The following is a 16,415-nucleotide window of genomic DNA, read 5'->3' on the forward strand; positions in this document are numbered from 1 at the left end:
GTCCGTCCTCCTTACTTGATACGCCGGCGGTAGATCGTGTCGATCCAGACCGCAACGACGAGCACGATGCCGACGACCACCTGCTGCATGGCGCTGTCGAAGCCGATGAGCACCATGCCCGACTGCAGCGACTGCATGACCAGCGCGCCGAGCACGGCGCCCCAGATGGTGCCCGAACCACCGGCCAGCGACGTGCCGCCGATGACGGCCGCGGCGATGACGTAGAGTTCGTCGAGCTTGCCGAGGTCGGCGGTCGCCGAGTTCAGGCGGGCCGAGGCGATGATGGCGGAAATGCCGACCAGCGTGCCCATCAGCGCGAACACCATGACGGTGACGCGGCGGGTGTTGATGCCGGCGAGTTCCGCTGCTTCGGGATTGCCGCCGATGGCAAAGACATAGCGGCCGAAGCGGGTGCGGTTGGACAGGAAGGTCATGCCGACCATGACGGCCGCTGCGATCAGCACCGGAATGGCGAAGCCATGGCCGATGTCGAGCCCTTCCGGCGGCACGGTGATGTTGTGGGCGGCGGCGTATTGTTTGACGATACCGCGCGGCCACGGATAGTTGTTGGCGACATAGGCGGCGCCAAGCAGCATCAGCGAGCCGCAGGTGCCGATGAAGATCTCGGCCCACATGGGACGCAGCGGAAAGCCGAAGCGGGTGCGCTGGCGGCGTGCCGCGTGGATGGAGAAGGCGATGGCGGCGCAGCCGAGTACCGAGACGATCCAGCTCGCGGTCACGCCGATGGAGCCGTAGGGACCGCCGCCGATCAGGGCGAAGTTGGCGTCGACCGGCGAGATCGTCTCACCGCGCGCCACCCACCAGGCTGCGCCGCGCCAGACCATCAGGCCGCCGAGCGTGACGATGAAGGCGGGGATCTGCAGGTATGCGATCAGAATGCCCTGGAAGGCGCCGATCAGCGTGCCGACGACGAGCGCGGTGATGACCGCGAGAATCCAGATGGCCGGATCGCCGAATCCCATGATCGGCGGCAGCAGCCACACCTGGACGACGCCGGTGATCATGGCGGTTACGCCGAGCATCGAGCCGACGGAGAGGTCGATGTGGCGGGTTACGATGATCAGCACCATGCCGGTCGCCATGACGGCGATGGAGGAGGTCTGGACCGACAGGTTCCACAGGTTGCGGAAGGTCAGGAACGCGCCGTAGCCGTTGAAGATCATCCCGTACACATGAAAGCCGACCCAGATGAGAAGGAGGGCGCCGATCATGCCGAGCATGCGTGCGTCGATCTCCGTCGCCCGAAGGAAGGTGGTGACCGGCCCTTCTTTGACTTGCCCCGGACCGGGCGAAGCGGAATGAGGTTTGTTCACGATTTTTCTGCCTTTTTTAATGAATCTCGAAGTCTTCCACCCAGCGATCGTGACTTCGGGCGGGCCGCTTCGTGCGCTTGCCTTAAGCGTCGCAGACCGGCTGCGAGACTGCATGATGGTTCATGACTGCGGACCCCGTATTTGACAGGACCGCGCCGCATGAATGCAGCGCGGTCCCGTTTCAGCCAAAACGAGGCCTTTATCCCGCAGGGATCAGTCGCAGGCTGCGACCTTGCCGGCAGCAACGCCAGCGCAAGCGGTTGCCTTGTCGATCCAGCCGGCATCAATGATAACGTTGATGTTGTCCTTGGTGATCGGCGTCGGCGTCAGCAGAACCGAGTTCATCTCGACGCCCTTGGCGCCCTGGTTGAACTTGGAGACGTTCGGCACGTCGGTCATTTCCTTGCCGTCGGCGAGCATCAGGGCTGCTTCAGCGGCAGCCTTGCCGAGGGCGCGGGAGTCCTTCCAGATCGAAACGGTCTGGGTGCCGAGAGCCACGCGGTTGATGGCGGCGAAGTCGCCGTCCTGACCGGAGACCGGAACGGTACCGGCAAGACCCTGGGCGGCGAGGGCAGCAACCACACCGCCGGCCATGCCGTCGTTTTCAGACAGAACCGCATCGACCTTGTTGTCGGCGGCCGTCAGGATCTGTTCCATGTTCTTCTGGGCGTTTTCCGGCTTCCAGCCGTCCGACGAGGCTTCGCCGACGATCTTGATGTCGCCTGCGTCGATCTTCGGCTTCAGGATTTCCATCATGCCGTTGTAGAGGAAGGTCGCATTCGGATCACCCTGGTCGCCCTTGATGATGGCAAAGTTACCCTTGTCCTTCACCTTCAGCACTTCCTCGGTCATCAGGCGGCCCACGCCGACGTTGTCGAAGGTCATGTAGAGAACGCTCGGATCTTCGATCTGAACGTCATAGGCAATCATCGGAATGCCTTCGTCCTTGGCCTTCTGAACGGCAGGCATGATCGCTTCGGAGTCCCACGGAACGATCAGGAGCACGTCAGCGCCCTGCGAGATCAGCGATTCGATGTCGGTCAGCTGCTTTGCCGCAGAGCCTTGGGCATCAGCGGAAATGTACTTGTCGCCGGCGTCTTCTACGATCTTCTTGATGACGCCTTCGTCGCGCTTCCAGCGCTCTTCCTGGAAGATCTTCCAGGATACGGCGACCGTCTTGCCTTCGGCCAGAACCGGGCCGGCAATCGACATGGTAAATACTGCGCCCAAAAGCGCGGCTGTCAACTTCTTCATGTTGTCCTCCCAAAACAGCGTCCGGCACCCCTCCATCCTCATGGCCAGCCGGACCAGAAATCTGCCGAGACACTTCAAAAAAGTTTTTTCTCGACAGTCGAGAAATTTAATGGCAGAGAATTTTTGGGCTGTCAACACGGCTTCTTTCTGCCTGTGTTGCCTGCCTTCGTGTGCTCTGGGAGGAGCCTCCAAAGGAAGTGTCGAAAGAGACGGATGATGGTCAGCCCGACCAGGTCCAGTACCGAACAGTTGCGCATTGGCAACGTCATCCTTGTGCTGAACGCACTGAGGGAGCACGGGGCTGCCGCGCACACGGTGATCACAGAACGCACCGGCTTGTCCTCGGCGACTGTTTCGGCGATCACCGCAGAACTGGAAGGCCGCGGGGTCATCGAGCGGGTCGAGCAGATGGCCGCCGTCGGACGTGGCCGGCCACGCGTGCTGTTCGCGCCGAAACGCGATTTCGCCTATCTGGCGATCATCATCATTTCGTCTGACACCGTGCAGTTTTCGCTCGCCGACTATCGTGGCACGCTGATCGACCGCTTCAACGAGGCGCGCGAGACCAATCCGCGCGGCACCGCCGGCTTTATCGCGATGCTGCGGCAAGGGCTCGACCGTCTGCTGGAACGCTCGCGTATCGACGACAGCCGCGTGCTGGCAATTTCCGCCAGCAGCAAGGGGCTGGTCGCTGCCGATCGTCCGGAGCTCGTCTGGTCGCCGGTCTTCGGCGGCGAGCGGATCGATTTCCATGCCGTGTTCGGCGATCGTCCGGGCATATGGGTGTCGCTTTCCAATGAAACATTGCTGGTGGCCCAGGCGATCTCACACCGTCTCGATCCGCGTCCGCCATCGCTCGCCGCACTCTCGCTCGGCCATTCGATCGGGCTTGGGATCGTCGCGTCCAACGGCGATCGCGAAAGCGTGTCCGCTCCGAATTTCGGCCATATGCTGCACCAGCCGGAAGGTGCCCTCTGCCGCTGCGGCGCTAAGGGCTGCATCGAGGCCTATTCCGGTTTCTACGCCATATTGAGGACCGCCTTCGAAGTGCCGGCCGATGCGATCCCGGCGAAGTTCGTGCCGCTGTCCGAGCTCGACAAGATTGCCGCGAATGCGCGGCGTGGCGACCGCATGGCCGGCTTCGCCTTCCGCCAGGCCGGGCTGGCGCTCGGCAATGGCCTGTCGCGGCTGATGAGCCTTTATGATTTCATGCCGATCGTCATCACGGGACCCGGCACGCGCTATTATGACCTGATGAAGCCGGGCCTGGAGGAAGGGCTCGCTCAGTCGCACGTTGTCGCCATGCAGGGCATGCCGGCAATATCGATCATCACGGACGAGCAGAACCTGGCATTCAGCGGGCACCTCAGTCAGGCGCTTGCGGCAATGGATGTCGGGATCGTGCAATCCGGATAGAGTGAATTTTGGGAGGAGGGGACTATGAGGAGATGGATAACGGGCGGGGTGGCTTTGGCCGCACTGGCTATGCCGGTGATGGCCGCAGAGCCATGGGAAGAGCGCACCGCGGCACTCGGGACGGCGGGAATCGAGGTTTCCGGCACGCTCGATGCGGCGCAGCTCAAGACGCTCTCGGATATCGGCGAGAAGCTGTTCGAGGCGCGCTACACCACGCTCGACGGCGCTGGCCGTCCTCTGGCCACCCAGGCGATCGTACCGACCAAGCGCCGGCATCCGGTCCCGAACGAGTTTTCCCGCACCGCCGGCATGGACGCCAATTCCTGTTCGTCCTGTCATAACCAGCCGGTCGTCGGCGGCGCGGGCGACTTCTCGATGAACGTGTTCGTCTCGGAAGGCTTCGAAAGCGCCGATTTCGACACGACCGATCCGCAGTTTTCCAACGAGCGCGGATCGACTCATCTGTTCGGTGCCGGGCTTGTCGAACTGCTTGCGCGCGAAATGACGGCCGATCTGCAGCGCCAGCGCCTCGATGCGCTCAAGGCGGCGGAGAAGGCCGGCAAGGAACTGCGCATCAAGCTTGCGAGCAAGGGCATCGATTTCGGCTGGCTGACCGTGCATCCGGACGGCATCGTCGACATGCGTGAGCTAGACGGCGTCGACATGGATCTCGTCATCCGGCCGTTCAGCCAGAAGGGCGTGATGACGTCGATCCGGCAGTTCACCATCAATGCACTGAATGCCCATCACGGCATGGAGGCCGATGAACGCTTCGGGGCGCGCTGGACGGGCGAGGCGGATTTCGACGGCGACGGCATCGCCGACGAGATCAATGCCGCCGACGTGTCGGCGCTGGTCGCCTGGCAGGCGACACGGCCGGCACCGGTCGAAGAGGTGCCCGAAGACGGCCGCTGGCGCGAGATGGCCGCGCTCGGCGCGAAGAATTTCGGTTCGATGGGCTGCGAGACCTGTCACAAGCCGAGCCTGCCGCTGACGTCGCTCAAATTCGCCGATCCCGGCGGTGCGGATGTGGCCGGCACGCTCAGCATTTCGCAGGTCAAGGCACCCGCCGTCTACGATCTGGCGCTGGAAAAGTGGACGGATGCGCTGCCCCGCAACGAAAAGGGCGAGGTTCTGGTGCCGCTGTTCGGCGATCTCAAGCGTCATACGATGACGGACAACAGCATCGACCAGCTCGGCAACGAACTGCTGCCGCAGCGATTCGTCGATCGCAACATCTTCATGACCGCCGAACTCTGGGGCGTGGGCTCGACGGCACCCTACGGCCATCGCAACGATCTCACCACGCTCGACGAGGTGATCCGCGCGCATGGCGGTGATGGGCGGGCGGCACGGGATGCCTATGTCGCCGCATCCGAAGCCGACCGCAACAGCATCATCGCCTACCTGAAGACGTTGGTGATCAAGCCATGAGGAGGGGGATCATGAAGAAAACCGCATTTTACGCAGGTCTCGCCGCGCTCGGGCTGTTCCAGCCTTCGATTGCCGCGGAAGACGCAAAGCCCGAAGCTCCCTTCTACGGGGACATTCCGCAGTTTCACGAGGAGGCGCTCGCCGCCGGCATCGATCACGAATACACCGGCCCGTGGGAATATTTCGTCGGCGGCGGCGTCGCGAGCTTCGATTGCAACGGCGACCGGACGCCGGACCTGGTGCTGGCCGGCGGAACGTCGCCGACAAAGCTCTACGTGAACCGCAGTCCGGTCGGTGGTGCGTTCGCCTTCGAGAAGCGGTCGCTGGGACTTTCCGAGCGGGACGAGAAGTCGGTGCTCGGCGTCTATCCGGTCGATATCGACAATGACCGCCACATTGATCTCGTGCTGCTGCGGCTTGGCGAGAACATCGTCCTGAAGGGCGGGCCGAACTGCAGCTTCGAAAAGGCGAACCGCGCCTTCGCCTTCGATGGCGGGCGGGATTGGTCGACGGCGTTCGCTGCGACGTGGGAAACGGGGAGCCGCTTTCCGACGCTCGCGATCGGCAATTATGTCGACCGCTCCGCGCCCGGTTCGCCGTTCGGCACCTGCTCGGACAACCGGCTGCTGCGGCCGAAGGAGGGCGACAAGCCGGACTATTCGGACGGATTCGCGCTCAGGCCCAGCTACTGCACGCTGTCGATGCTGTTTACCGACTGGAACCGGTCGGGCAAGGCGTCGCTGAGGGTCACCAACGACCGGCAATATTATCGCGGTGGCCAGGAGCAATTGTGGGAACTCCCGGACGGCCATCCACCCCGGCAGTACACAACGGCGCAGGGCTGGCAGGCCCTGAAGATCTGGGGCATGGGGATTGCGGAAGCCGACCTCAACGCCGACGGCCTGCCGGAATATGCGCTGACCTCGATGGGCGACACCATGCTGCAGACGCTGGATGACGAGGCGGAGGAGGATCGTCCGACCTACCGCGACATCGCCTATGAGAAGGGCTCGACCGCCTACCGGCCCTATACCGGCGGCGATCGGCGGCCCTCGACCGGCTGGCATTCCGAATTCGCCGACGTCAACAACGACACCAACCTCGATCTCTTCATCGCCAAGGGCAATGTCGAGGTGATGCCGGACTTCGCCAACTTCGATCCGGACAATCTTCTGCTCGGCGGTTTCGACGGCAAGTTCCACGAGCGCGGCGGCGAGGCGGGAATTGCGCTCAACACCAAGGGCCGCGGCGCGGTGCTGGAGGACTTCAACAATGACGGCATGCTCGATCTGCTGGTCGTCAACCGCAGCCAGAAGGCGAGCCTGTTCCGCAACATGGGCGCCAAGACCGACTGGGGTTACCGGCCGCTTGGCAACTGGACGGAAATCGAGCTCGACAACGGCAAGGTCAATCCCTTCGCCGTCGGCGCCAAGATCAATGTCAGGGCAGGGACGTTGACGCAGGTCCGGACCGTGCAGGTCGGCGGCGGCCATGCGTCGGGCCGTCTCGGCTTCACGCATTTCGGGCTCGGCGTCAACGAACGCGCGGTGATCCGGGTGCAATGGCCGGATGGAGAGTGGAGCGCGCCCTACCGCGTCTTCGCCAACCAGCATGTGGTGATCCGGCGCGGTGCCGCCGGGGCGCAATACTGGTTTCCGGTGAGCAATGCGCACTGATTGAAGCCGAGGGCGGCTGGATCAGCGGGTGTCCTGCTTTTTCAGCCGCCGCAGCGCCTCGTCGATCAGTAGATTGGCGATCATCATGCGGATATTGGCGTTGTCGCGGAATGCGGCGAGGACGCTGTCGGGGTGATTGGCCTTGGCAAACAGCCGGCGCTTTTCGTGAAGGCTTGCGACCGTGTCGGTTTCGCTGAGCGCCAGTTCGTCGGAAACCTCCTGCGGATCGATGCGGGAAAGATGCTCCGGCATCACCGGGGCTTCCTCGACGACCGGCTCTTGTATTGGCTCGGGCTCAGGAGGCGGCGCCTCGCCGGCAAAGTCCATATAGGCGTTCATGACGCCGCGGGCGGTGACATCGTCGGAAGGCGACTGGGCGGCGACGAACGCCGCGCCGAGCCCGCGCACGCGGTATGACGGTTCCTCGTCCTCGATTTCCGGATGTTCTTCCTTCAGCCTTTCCAGCACGGACTGAAAGACCGATTGCCCGAACAGCATGATCACGGCTCCCTTTCGTGCAAGGGTTCTAGCCGCGCAAATTGGCGCGGAGCTTGCCGGTCGCGAGGGCGCGCGATCCTTCAGCCCTGGCTCTGGCTTTGTGACTGACCGGGCTCGGCTTCGACGATCTTCACCGTGACGGTCATCTTCTCCTCGCCGGTGCCTATCCGCATGCCGGAGACCGGCGCGGTGTCGCGGTAGTCGAGACCGCAGGCGACGCGGATGTAGCGCTCGTCCGGGCAGAGGTTGTTCGCCGGGTCGAAGCCGACCCAGCCGAGATCCGGGACATAGGCTTCCGCCCAGGCGTGCGTTGCTTCCTGTTCGAGCTTGTCTTCCATGAACAGGTAGCCGGAGATGTAACGTGCCGGTATCTTCATCGAACGCGCGGCGGCGATGAAGGCATGGGCATGGTCTTGGCAGACGCCCTTCTTGTGCTCCAGCGCATCCTCCGCGGTCGTCGCGGTCGTCGTGTTGCCCGGTTCGTAGACGATGGCCTCGTGGATCGAGAGCATCAGCGCATGCATCTTTTCGAGATCGGTGCCGGTCAGGCCGCGCGTCAGTTCGCGGACCAGCTTTCCGGGCTTGGTCAGCGGCGTTTCGCGCTTGAAGAGCCAGAGCGGCGCATTTGAGACATGCGGACCGGTGACGCCGGCAAGATCGGATGTCACGACTTCGCCCTCGGCGATGATGCGCACGCTGTCGGTCTCCGCCGTGATGCTCAGGAGCTGCACGCGGTTGCTGAAGTGGTCGTCATAGCTCACTTCGAAGTTTGCGCCCTCAATCGACGTCTTCCAGGACACGATCTCCTGGCCCGGGCCGGACTTCGGCGTCAGGCGCAGGCGCTGCAGGAAGAATTCCATCGGGGTCGGATAGCGGTATTCGGTGATGTGGCTGATCTTCAGTCTCATGCCGCAAGGTCCATCCTGTTTGTTCGGGGCTCAATCCGGTTCACGATTAATAGAACCTGTATGCGGATGAAATTTCCATCCCGAGCTGGTTGTTCTGCGTGATGAAGGCGTCGAGAAACTCGTGCAGCCCCTGGTCCATGATCTCGGCGATCGACTTGGTGCGCAACTGGTTGCGCATGGCTTCCGCCGTGGAATGGGCCTGGTGGCGGTCGCCGACCGACAGCGCGAGATAGTTGAGGTTCGAGCAGAGCTTCTCGTAGCAATAGGCGAGCGAGCGCGGCATCTGCACGTTGAGGATCAGGAAGTCGGCGATGTTGGCCGGCGAATAGTCTTCCTGGTAGACCCAGCTGTAGGAGCGCTGCGCCGAGACCGAGCGCAGGATCGATTCCCACTGCACGCTGTCGAGCGAGGAGCCGACCGAGGTGATCGACGGCAGAAGCACGTAGTACTTCACGTCGAGAATGCGGCTGGTGTTGTCGGCGCGTTCGATGAAGGTGCCGAGCTGGGCGAAGTTGTAGTTCTCGTCGCGCAGCATCGTGCCGAAGAACATGCCGCCGATCAGCGAGGTGCGCCGCTTGATCGTCTCGATGACGTCGGGCAGCACGGCCGGGCTGACCCGCTTGGACAGGAGCTGACGTGTCTCCAGCCAGCATTCGTTCAGCGCTTCCCACGTGTCGCGGGTCAATGCGGTGCGCACCATGCGGCCGTTGTTGCGGCCGAATTCCATGCTGTTGAGGACGGAGGAGGTATTGTCCCGGTCGCGCAGCATGAAGTCGATCACGTCGGCAGCGGTCACCTTGTCGTGCTTCTTGAGATAGGCCTCCTTCACGTCGGCCGAATGGAGAATGCCTTCCCATTCGTCGTCCGCGCCGGTGGAACGCGTCAGTGACAGGCGCAGGCCGGCATCGATGAGGCGGGCGGTGTTTTCAGCGCGCTCGAGATAGCGCGACATCCAGTAGAGTCCGTTGGCAGTACGTCCGAGCATGTCTTAGTCCTCCAGCACCCAGGTATCCTTGGTGCCGCCTCCCTGACTGGAATTGACGACGAGCGAACCCTCCTTGAGGGCGACGCGCGTCAGCCCTCCGGGGATGATCCTGACCTTGTCCGATACGAGTGCGAAGGGTCTGAGGTCCACGTGTCTCGGGGCAACGCCTTTCTTGACCATGATGGGAACGGTGGAGAGGGACAGCGTCGGCTGGGCGATGTAGTTGCCCGGCTTGGCCTTCAGTTTCTTGGCGAATTCGGCGACTTCCTTCTTCGTCGCCGTCGGGCCGACCAGCATGCCGTAGCCGCCGGAGCCGTGCACTTCCTTGACGACGAGGTCGGCAAGGTTGTCGAGCACGTAGGCGAGGCTATCGGGTTCCGAACAGCGCCATGTCGGCACGTTTTCCAGCATCGCCTTGCGGCCGGTGTAGAACTCGACGATGTCGGGCATGTAGGAATAGATCGCCTTGTCGTCGGAAATCCCGGTGCCGGGCGCATTGGCGATGGTGATGTTGCCGGCGCGGTAGACATCCATGATGCCGGCGATGCCGAGCGCCGAATCCGGGCGGAAGGTCAGCGGATCGAGGAAGTCGTCATCGACGCGGCGATAGAGCACGTCGATCGGCTCGTAGCCGCGGATGGTACGCATCTGCACCTTGCCGTCGATGACGCGCAGGTCCGAGCCTTCCACCAGCTCCGCACCCATCTGGTCGGCGAGGAAGGCGTGTTCGTAGAAGGCCGAGTTGAAGATGCCGGGGGTCAGCACCGCGACGCGGGGTTTTCCCTTGCAGCCGGGAGGTGCGAGCGTGTCGAGCGACTGGCGGAGCCTGAGTGGATAATCTTCCACCGGGCGCACCCGGATCTTCTGGAAGAGTTCCGGGAACATGTGCATCATGGTTTCCCGGTCTTCCAGCATGTAGCTGACGCCGGAGGGCGTGCGGGCATTGTCTTCCAGGACGTAGAACTGGTCTTCGCCGGTGCGGACGATGTCGGTGCCGATGATGTGGGTGTAGACGCCACCCGGCGGCTTCATGCCGATCATCTGGGGCAGGAAGGCGTCGTTGCGCTCGATCAGCTCTCTTGGAATGCGGCCGGCGCGGACGATCTCCTGCTTGTGGTAGATGTCGTCGAGAAAGGCGTTGAGCGCGATCACGCGCTGCTCGATGCCCTGGGCCAGCTTTCGCCATTCACGGCCGGATATGATGCGGGGAATGAGATCGAAGGGGATGAGGCGCTCGGAGGAGTCTTCGTGTCCGTAGACGGCAAAGGTGATCCCGGTTCGCCGGAAGATATTCTCGGCGTCGCGCGCCTTGGCTTTCAAATGCTCGGTATCCTGTACCGAGAGCCACTCCATATATTTCCTGTAGGGTTCTCGCGGGCTTCCGTCCGCGTTTGTCATTTCATCGAATGCCAAGTGAACTTCCCCTGTGATTTTTTCACATAAGATTACAATGCTATCGGCAATGCAAGAAGCGTGCGCAATCGAGGCGAAAGAAATTTCGCGGGCGCGGAATTCGCTGTCTTGGGCAGCGAAGCTCTGTCCGCAGATGCCGGGCGATGGACTGAACTGACCGGGTTTCCAAAGCGGATGCCGAAAAAGCAGGATGGTGCTGCTGCTTATTTGGTCAGTTGTGCATTTGCTGTTCAGCGGCGGCCACGCATGTCGCGCCGCATGAAAAAGAAATGGCGGGGACGTTGCCCCGCCATCCATTACATTGATGCCGTCAAGGCTTACGCGCGTTCGCGGCGGTCCTGCCGGCCGGCGCTTGGCCGACCGCTGGAGGAACCCTTGCCGCCGCGGAAAGCGGCGCCCTTGCGGTGCGGCTTCTTGCCGGCGCGGTGATGGCCCGCGCCATCGCCATGGTCGCGACGCTCGGCGTCGGCACCCTGGGCGCGGGGTGCGCGCTGGCCGTTGCCACGGCCGGCGCCGGCGTTGCGGCCACCGCTGCCACGGACCGGACGGGCATTGCCCGCATGCGGTTCGCCGGAGGCAACGACGATGTCGATGCCCATCAGGCGCTGGATGTCGCGCAGAAGACCTGCTTCGTCCGGTGCGCAGAAGGCGATGGCAACGCCGTCGCGACCGGCACGGGCCGTACGGCCGATGCGGTGGACGTAAGCGTCCGGCACTTCCGGCAGGTCGTAGTTGTAGACGTGGGTTACGCCGGGAACGTCGATGCCACGGGCGGCAACGTCGGTGGCGACGAGAACCTTGACCGAGCCGTCACGGAAGCCCTTGAGCGCCCGTTCGCGCTGACCCTGGCTCTTGTTGCCATGGATCGACGCGGCGGCAAAGCCGCGCTTGTCGAGGTAGACCATCAGCTTCTCGGCGCCGTGCTTGGTGCGCAGGAAGACGAGAGCCCGGCCGTCCGGATTGTCGTTGAGGGACTTTTCGAGGATGACCGTCTTGTCGTTCTTGCCGGCGACGAAGTGCACGTACTGTTCGACCTTGTCGGCAGCCTTGCCGGGCGGGCTGACTTCGACCTTGACCGGATTGGTCAGGAAGTTGCCGGCGAGATCGGCGATCGCCTTCGGCATGGTGGCCGAGAAGAGCAGCGTCTGGCGCTTGGCAGGCACCATCTTGGAGATCTTGCGCAGGTCGTGGATGAAGCCGAGGTCGAGCATCTGGTCGGCTTCGTCGAGGACGAGATAGCTGACCTTTGAGAGCGACAGGGCGTTGCGGGCGATCAGGTCGAGCAGGCGGCCGGGGGTCGCGACGAGGATGTCGGAACCGGAGGCAAGCTGCATCTGCTGGCGGTTGATCGAAGCGCCGCCGACGACGGTGTTGATCTTCAGCGGCGTCTTGCGGACGAAAGCCTTCAGATTTTCGGCGATCTGGTTCACCAGTTCGCGGGTCGGGGCGAGAATGAGGGTGCGGGTGGTGCGCGGGTCGGGACGGACGCCGTCCTTACCTTCAACCATCAGCATTTCGATGATCGGCAGGCCGAATGCGGCCGTCTTGCCGGTGCCGGTCTGGGCGAGACCGATGAGGTCGCGGCCTTCCAGAACCAGCGGAATGGCCTGTGCCTGGATCGGGGTCGGATTTTCGAAACCGGCGAGGGTGAGGGTCTTCAGGATCTTGGGAGAAAGACCCAGAGATTCAAATGTGGTCAAGTCAATACCTTTCGGATGCCGCAACAGGCAACGCCGGCTCCGCTTTCTGCGGGTCGGGCCTGTGAGACATCAAGAACCCCGCGTGAAGTGGGAACTTGCTTGTTGGAAAAAGCTTTCCAGCGCTGGGATGGCACCGTCTCGGTGCTTTACGTATTGCGCTTTTCCTTCTTGAGCGTCCGTTCAATTCAATCGCAGGGGCCAGCTCACGCGGCGGCCGGAAGGTGAAAGCTGCCCGCTGTTTGATGGATTACGGCCCACAAGTCAAGGTAATTGTTTCGCAGCTGCGAAAAACATACGGCGTATCAGAGCCTTGGAAACAGGAAGGTGGCCCGCAATCCACCCTCCGCACGATTGTCGAAGGCGACATCGATATCGTAGAGCGTTGCGATGTCCGTGACGATGGCGAGACCGAGGCCGCTGCCTGGCTTGCGATGGTCAAGACGCAGGCCGCGCGCGGTGATATCACCGAGCTTGTCGGGCGAGACGCCGGGGCCATCATCCTCGATGGTCAGGCGCCAGCCGTTGCGGGTCATGACCGCCCCGACGGCCACGCTGGCCGCTGCCCACTTGGCGGCGTTTTCGAGAATGTTGCCCAGCATCTCGCGGGCGTCCTGCGGGTCGACGGGCACCACGGCGTGCTCGGGGATGTCCGATCGCCAATCCAGCCTCTCCCCATCCGGAGAGCGATGCAAGGTCCTGATCAGACCGTCGACAACCGCCTTCAGGCTGGCGTCGGAGCGTCTCTGCTCGGCACTCGGCGCCATGCGCGCCCGTGCCAGTTCGTGATCGACATGCGCCCGCATCGTCGCGGCCAGCGCCTCCAGTTCGTCGGCTATCTCTGTCTCCCCCTTCTCGCGCAGAGTCAGTGCGTCATTGGCGAGCACGGTCAACGGGGTCTTGAGACCGTGCGCCAGGTCGGCGGCGCGGGTGCGGGCGGATTCGACCGTCTTTTCCTGGGCTTCGATCAGCTGGTTCAACTGGCTCGACAGGCCTGACAACTCGCTCGGATACTGGCCGTCGAGCCGCAAGGCCCGGCGTTCGCGGATCTTGCGGACGTCTTCGGCAAGCCTCGACAGCGGACGAAGGCCGAAGGACAGCTGCGCCGCCGACATCAGCGAGAGCAGAAGCGCCAGGGCAAGGATGTAGGGCAGGATCGTACGGGCGAAGCGGCGGCTGGCATTGTCGAGGCCGGCAGCGTCGATCGCGACCGCGATGCGGATGTCCCGCTTTCCGCCCGGTGCGGCAAGGACGATGATGCGCTCCTGCACCATCACGTCGTTTCCGTCGGGGCCGGGCAGGCGGTAGCGGTGAATGGTGCCTGGCTCATGGGTATCAGCGGGCAGGGGCAGGGCATAGTCGAACAAAGATGGCGAACGCATGCGGACGCTTTGCACCGCATCCTCGATCTGCCAGTAGAGACCGCCATAGGGCTGGTAGAAGCGGTTGTCGGCCAATTGTTCGGGGCGTTTCAGGGCACCGGCGTCATCGAACTGCAGTGTCGCGGCCAACCGTCCGATATAGCCCGACAGCTCTCCGTCGATCCGGGCCTGCAGGTTGCGGGTAAACAGGATGACGAAGAACCAGGCGGCGAGCGAGAGCGCGATGGTTATGCCGATCAGGGAGACGATGAGAAAGCGGAGCCTGATCGACCGCATCACGCCTCGCTGGTCGTCAGCTGATATCCGAAGCCGCGCTTGGTGAGGATGGTTTCCTTGCCGAGCTTGCGGCGCAACCGTGTGATCAGCACCTCGATCGAATTGCTGTCGCGCTCGAAGTCCTGTTCATAGAGCTGTTCCGTAAGTTCGACCTGGGAAATGGGCCGGCCGGCATTCATGGCGAGAACGGCGATGCATCGGTATTCGAGGGCCGACAGCGGCGCCGGCAGGCCATGCAGGAAGACGGCCTTGTTCCTCGTGTCGATCTCGATCGGACCACAGGCGAGCATCGTTCCCGACTGGCCGGCATAGCGGCGCATTATCGCCCTCAGCCGCGCCAGAAGTTCGAGCATGCGAAAGGGCTTTGGCAGGTAGTCGTCGGCACCCGCGTCGATGCCTTCCACCCGTTCTTCCCAGTTTCCCCTCGCGGTCAGGACGAGGACCGGCATGTCGCGGCCGGAAGTGCGCCAGCGTTTCAGCACCTGCATGCCGTCGAGCGCCGGCAGGCCCAGATCCAGGACGGCGGCGGAGAAATCTTCGGTATCACCGAGGTGCCATGCGGTCTCGCCGTCCGAGACGTGCCGCACCAGATAGCCGGCGCTCGTGAGGTGCGCGGTCACATCGCGGGCGATTAGCGGATCGTCTTCGGCAAGCAGGACGCGCATCTATTCGTTTTCCACCTCGATGACGGCGCCGGAGGCGGCGTCGACCTCGATCTCGATGAGATGGCCGTTCTCGGCGACGACGCGGATGGCATAATAAAGCCGGTGCCGTCTTCGCCGGACTTTCACCCCTACGAGCTCGCCCGGCCATCGCTCCCTTATCGTCGGGAGAATAGCCGAGAGAGGCTTGGTATGCCCGGCGCGCACGGAGCGCAGCGCATCGTCCCGGTCGTCGTCTCCGTCTCCGTCGTCGTCATCGGCTCGGGCCGAAAGCGGCAGGCAGGCCGCAAGGCCGCTGAGCGCGAGGACCAGCATGCGCCTTCTCATGAGGGACGCGGAGTGCAATTTGCCGAGAGTTGCCATGCTCTCCATTAGCGCCGCCAACCTTACAGGAAGCTGACAGGGGCCGTCAGCCAGCCGTCAGTTTGGCTCCGCTAGGGTTCATCTCGTGGCCGGGCAGTCCGGCTGATCCAAGATGATGGAGACGACTTTTATGAAGACCACTATTCTTGCAATCCTTGCTTCCGCAGCCTTTGCCAGTGCCGCCTTCGCGGCGGAAAGCCCGTGTGGCAACGAGCCTCAGTCCAATTGGATGTCGAAGGAGGCCATGCAGCAGAAGGCCGAGGGTATGGGCTACAAGGTGCGTCAGGTGAAGGCCGAGAAGGGCTGCTACGAAGTCTATGCCGTCAGCCCCGAGGGCAAGCGCGTCGAGCAGCTGTTTAACCCGGTGACCGGCGAAGCCGCTGGTGAAGACAATGACGGTTGACGCCGATTTCGACAATGGCGGCGCGCTCGACGAGGGCGCCGCGACCGAGAAGGTCTGGGACCCTTTAGTCCGGCTGTTCCACTGGTCTCTGGTCGGCTTCTTCGCCTTTTCCTACCTGACCGGCGACGAATGGAAGAGCGCCCACATCCTCTCTGGCTACGTGATCGCCGGGCTGATCGCGTTCCGGGTCCTCTGGGGCCTGGTCGGCACCGAGCATGCGCGGTTCTCGACGTTCATCTACCGGCCGTCGACGGTGCTTGGTTTCCTCAGCGATACAGCACGCATGCGGGCGCGGCGTTATCTCGGCCACAATCCGGCCGGCGGCGCGATGGTGATCGCGCTTCTCGTCATGATCGCAACCATTGCGACGACCGGATACATGATGACCACGGACGCTTACTGGGGCGTGGAATGGGTCGGTGAACTCCACGAAGGCGCTGTCAATGTCACGTTGGGGCTCGTCGGGCTTCACATCCTCGGTGTCATACTCGCCAGCTTCGAACATCGGGAAAATCTCGTTCGGGCCATGATCACCGGGCGCAAGCGGCCGCAATAACAAAACAGACCGCTTGATCGATGCCAGGACCGCAACGCTCCCCGCCCGAGCGGCCCTGGCATTCTCATTCCGATAGCCTGCTTTCCAATTTGTGGCTTCCCGGACTTATGGTTAACGAATTGTTCAAGGGAAATCGGGTATTCCTGTTGTCGACCTGA

15 protein-coding genes are annotated in these 16,415 nt (G+C 63.0%); 5 read left to right on the forward strand and 10 right to left on the reverse strand.

Annotation, left to right across the window (positions count from 1 at the left end; genetic code table 11):
- Positions 1-11: 11 nt before the first annotated feature.
- Positions 12-1,337, reverse strand: a complete 1,326-nt coding sequence (locus ACU5AY_RS03985) for a sugar ABC transporter permease (RefSeq protein ID WP_446828938.1) — start codon at positions 1,335-1,337, stop codon at positions 12-14.
- A gap of 210 nt (positions 1,338-1,547) precedes the next feature.
- Positions 1,548-2,546: a substrate-binding domain-containing protein gene (locus tag ACU5AY_RS03990; RefSeq protein ID WP_446826033.1), complete on the reverse strand. Its 999-nt coding sequence runs from the start codon at positions 2,544-2,546 to the stop codon at positions 1,548-1,550.
- Positions 2,547-2,801: 255 nt separating this feature from the next.
- On the opposite strand from ACU5AY_RS03990, the gene ACU5AY_RS03995 reads away from it, so the two are divergent.
- The 3 genes from ACU5AY_RS03995 to ACU5AY_RS04005 are packed head-to-tail and all read left to right on the forward strand — an operon-like array spanning position 2,802 to position 7,114.
- On the forward strand, positions 2,802-4,004 hold the full coding sequence (locus ACU5AY_RS03995) for an ROK family transcriptional regulator (protein WP_446828091.1): 1,203 nt from the start codon (positions 2,802-2,804) through the stop codon (positions 4,002-4,004).
- 24 nt (positions 4,005-4,028) lie between these two features.
- The gene (locus ACU5AY_RS04000; RefSeq protein WP_446828092.1) at positions 4,029-5,438 is read left to right on the forward strand and encodes a di-heme oxidoredictase family protein; all 1,410 of its coding nucleotides are present in this window, start codon (positions 4,029-4,031) and stop codon (positions 5,436-5,438) included.
- An 11-nt stretch (positions 5,439-5,449) separates the two neighbouring features.
- On the forward strand, positions 5,450-7,114 hold the full coding sequence (locus tag ACU5AY_RS04005) for a CRTAC1 family protein (protein ID WP_446828093.1): 1,665 nt from the start codon (positions 5,450-5,452) through the stop codon (positions 7,112-7,114).
- A 21-nt stretch (positions 7,115-7,135) separates the two neighbouring features.
- On the opposite strand, the gene ACU5AY_RS04010 is transcribed toward ACU5AY_RS04005, so the two are convergent.
- The 8 genes from ACU5AY_RS04010 to ACU5AY_RS04045 all read right to left on the reverse strand — a co-directional run bounded on the left by ACU5AY_RS04010 (position 7,136) and on the right by ACU5AY_RS04045 (position 15,250).
- Entirely contained in the window at positions 7,136-7,612 is a 477-nt protein-coding gene (locus ACU5AY_RS04010; RefSeq protein WP_446823495.1) for a hypothetical protein, read from the reverse strand.
- 80 nt (positions 7,613-7,692) lie between these two features.
- Complete coding sequence (locus tag ACU5AY_RS04015) at positions 7,693-8,520, reverse strand: transglutaminase family protein (RefSeq protein ID WP_446828094.1); 828 nt, start codon at positions 8,518-8,520, stop codon at positions 7,693-7,695.
- 46 nt (positions 8,521-8,566) lie between these two features.
- On the reverse strand, positions 8,567-9,505 hold the full coding sequence (locus ACU5AY_RS04020; protein ID WP_446823497.1) for an alpha-E domain-containing protein: 939 nt from the start codon (positions 9,503-9,505) through the stop codon (positions 8,567-8,569).
- 3 nt (positions 9,506-9,508) lie between these two features.
- Positions 9,509-10,903 (reverse strand): circularly permuted type 2 ATP-grasp protein, encoded by a 1,395-nt coding sequence (locus ACU5AY_RS04025; RefSeq protein WP_261931878.1) that lies wholly within the window; start codon positions 10,901-10,903, stop codon positions 9,509-9,511.
- Between the two features lie 332 nt (positions 10,904-11,235).
- Positions 11,236-12,618, reverse strand: coding sequence for a DEAD/DEAH box helicase (locus ACU5AY_RS04030; protein WP_446828095.1), 1,383 nt, complete (start codon positions 12,616-12,618; stop codon positions 11,236-11,238).
- Positions 12,619-12,920: 302 nt separating this feature from the next.
- On the reverse strand, positions 12,921-14,273 hold the full coding sequence (locus tag ACU5AY_RS04035) for an ATP-binding protein (RefSeq protein ID WP_446828096.1): 1,353 nt from the start codon (positions 14,271-14,273) through the stop codon (positions 12,921-12,923).
- Positions 14,273-14,938 (reverse strand): response regulator, encoded by a 666-nt coding sequence (locus ACU5AY_RS04040; RefSeq protein ID WP_446828097.1) that lies wholly within the window; start codon positions 14,936-14,938, stop codon positions 14,273-14,275. Before ACU5AY_RS04040 ends, ACU5AY_RS04035 begins: the two co-directional genes overlap by 1 nt.
- The gene (locus ACU5AY_RS04045; RefSeq protein ID WP_446828098.1) at positions 14,939-15,250 is read right to left on the reverse strand and encodes a PepSY domain-containing protein; all 312 of its coding nucleotides are present in this window, start codon (positions 15,248-15,250) and stop codon (positions 14,939-14,941) included.
- Between the two features lie 178 nt (positions 15,251-15,428).
- On the opposite strand from ACU5AY_RS04045, the gene ACU5AY_RS04050 reads away from it, so the two are divergent.
- The gene (locus ACU5AY_RS04050; RefSeq protein WP_446828099.1) at positions 15,429-15,701 is read left to right on the forward strand and encodes a PepSY domain-containing protein; all 273 of its coding nucleotides are present in this window, start codon (positions 15,429-15,431) and stop codon (positions 15,699-15,701) included.
- Positions 15,691-16,257, forward strand: coding sequence for a cytochrome b/b6 domain-containing protein (locus tag ACU5AY_RS04055; RefSeq protein ID WP_446828100.1), 567 nt, complete (start codon positions 15,691-15,693; stop codon positions 16,255-16,257). Before ACU5AY_RS04050 ends, ACU5AY_RS04055 begins: the two co-directional genes overlap by 11 nt.
- Positions 16,258-16,415 lie beyond the last annotated feature (158 nt).

This window comes from Rhizobium sp. PAMB 3174, from assembly GCF_052908375.1.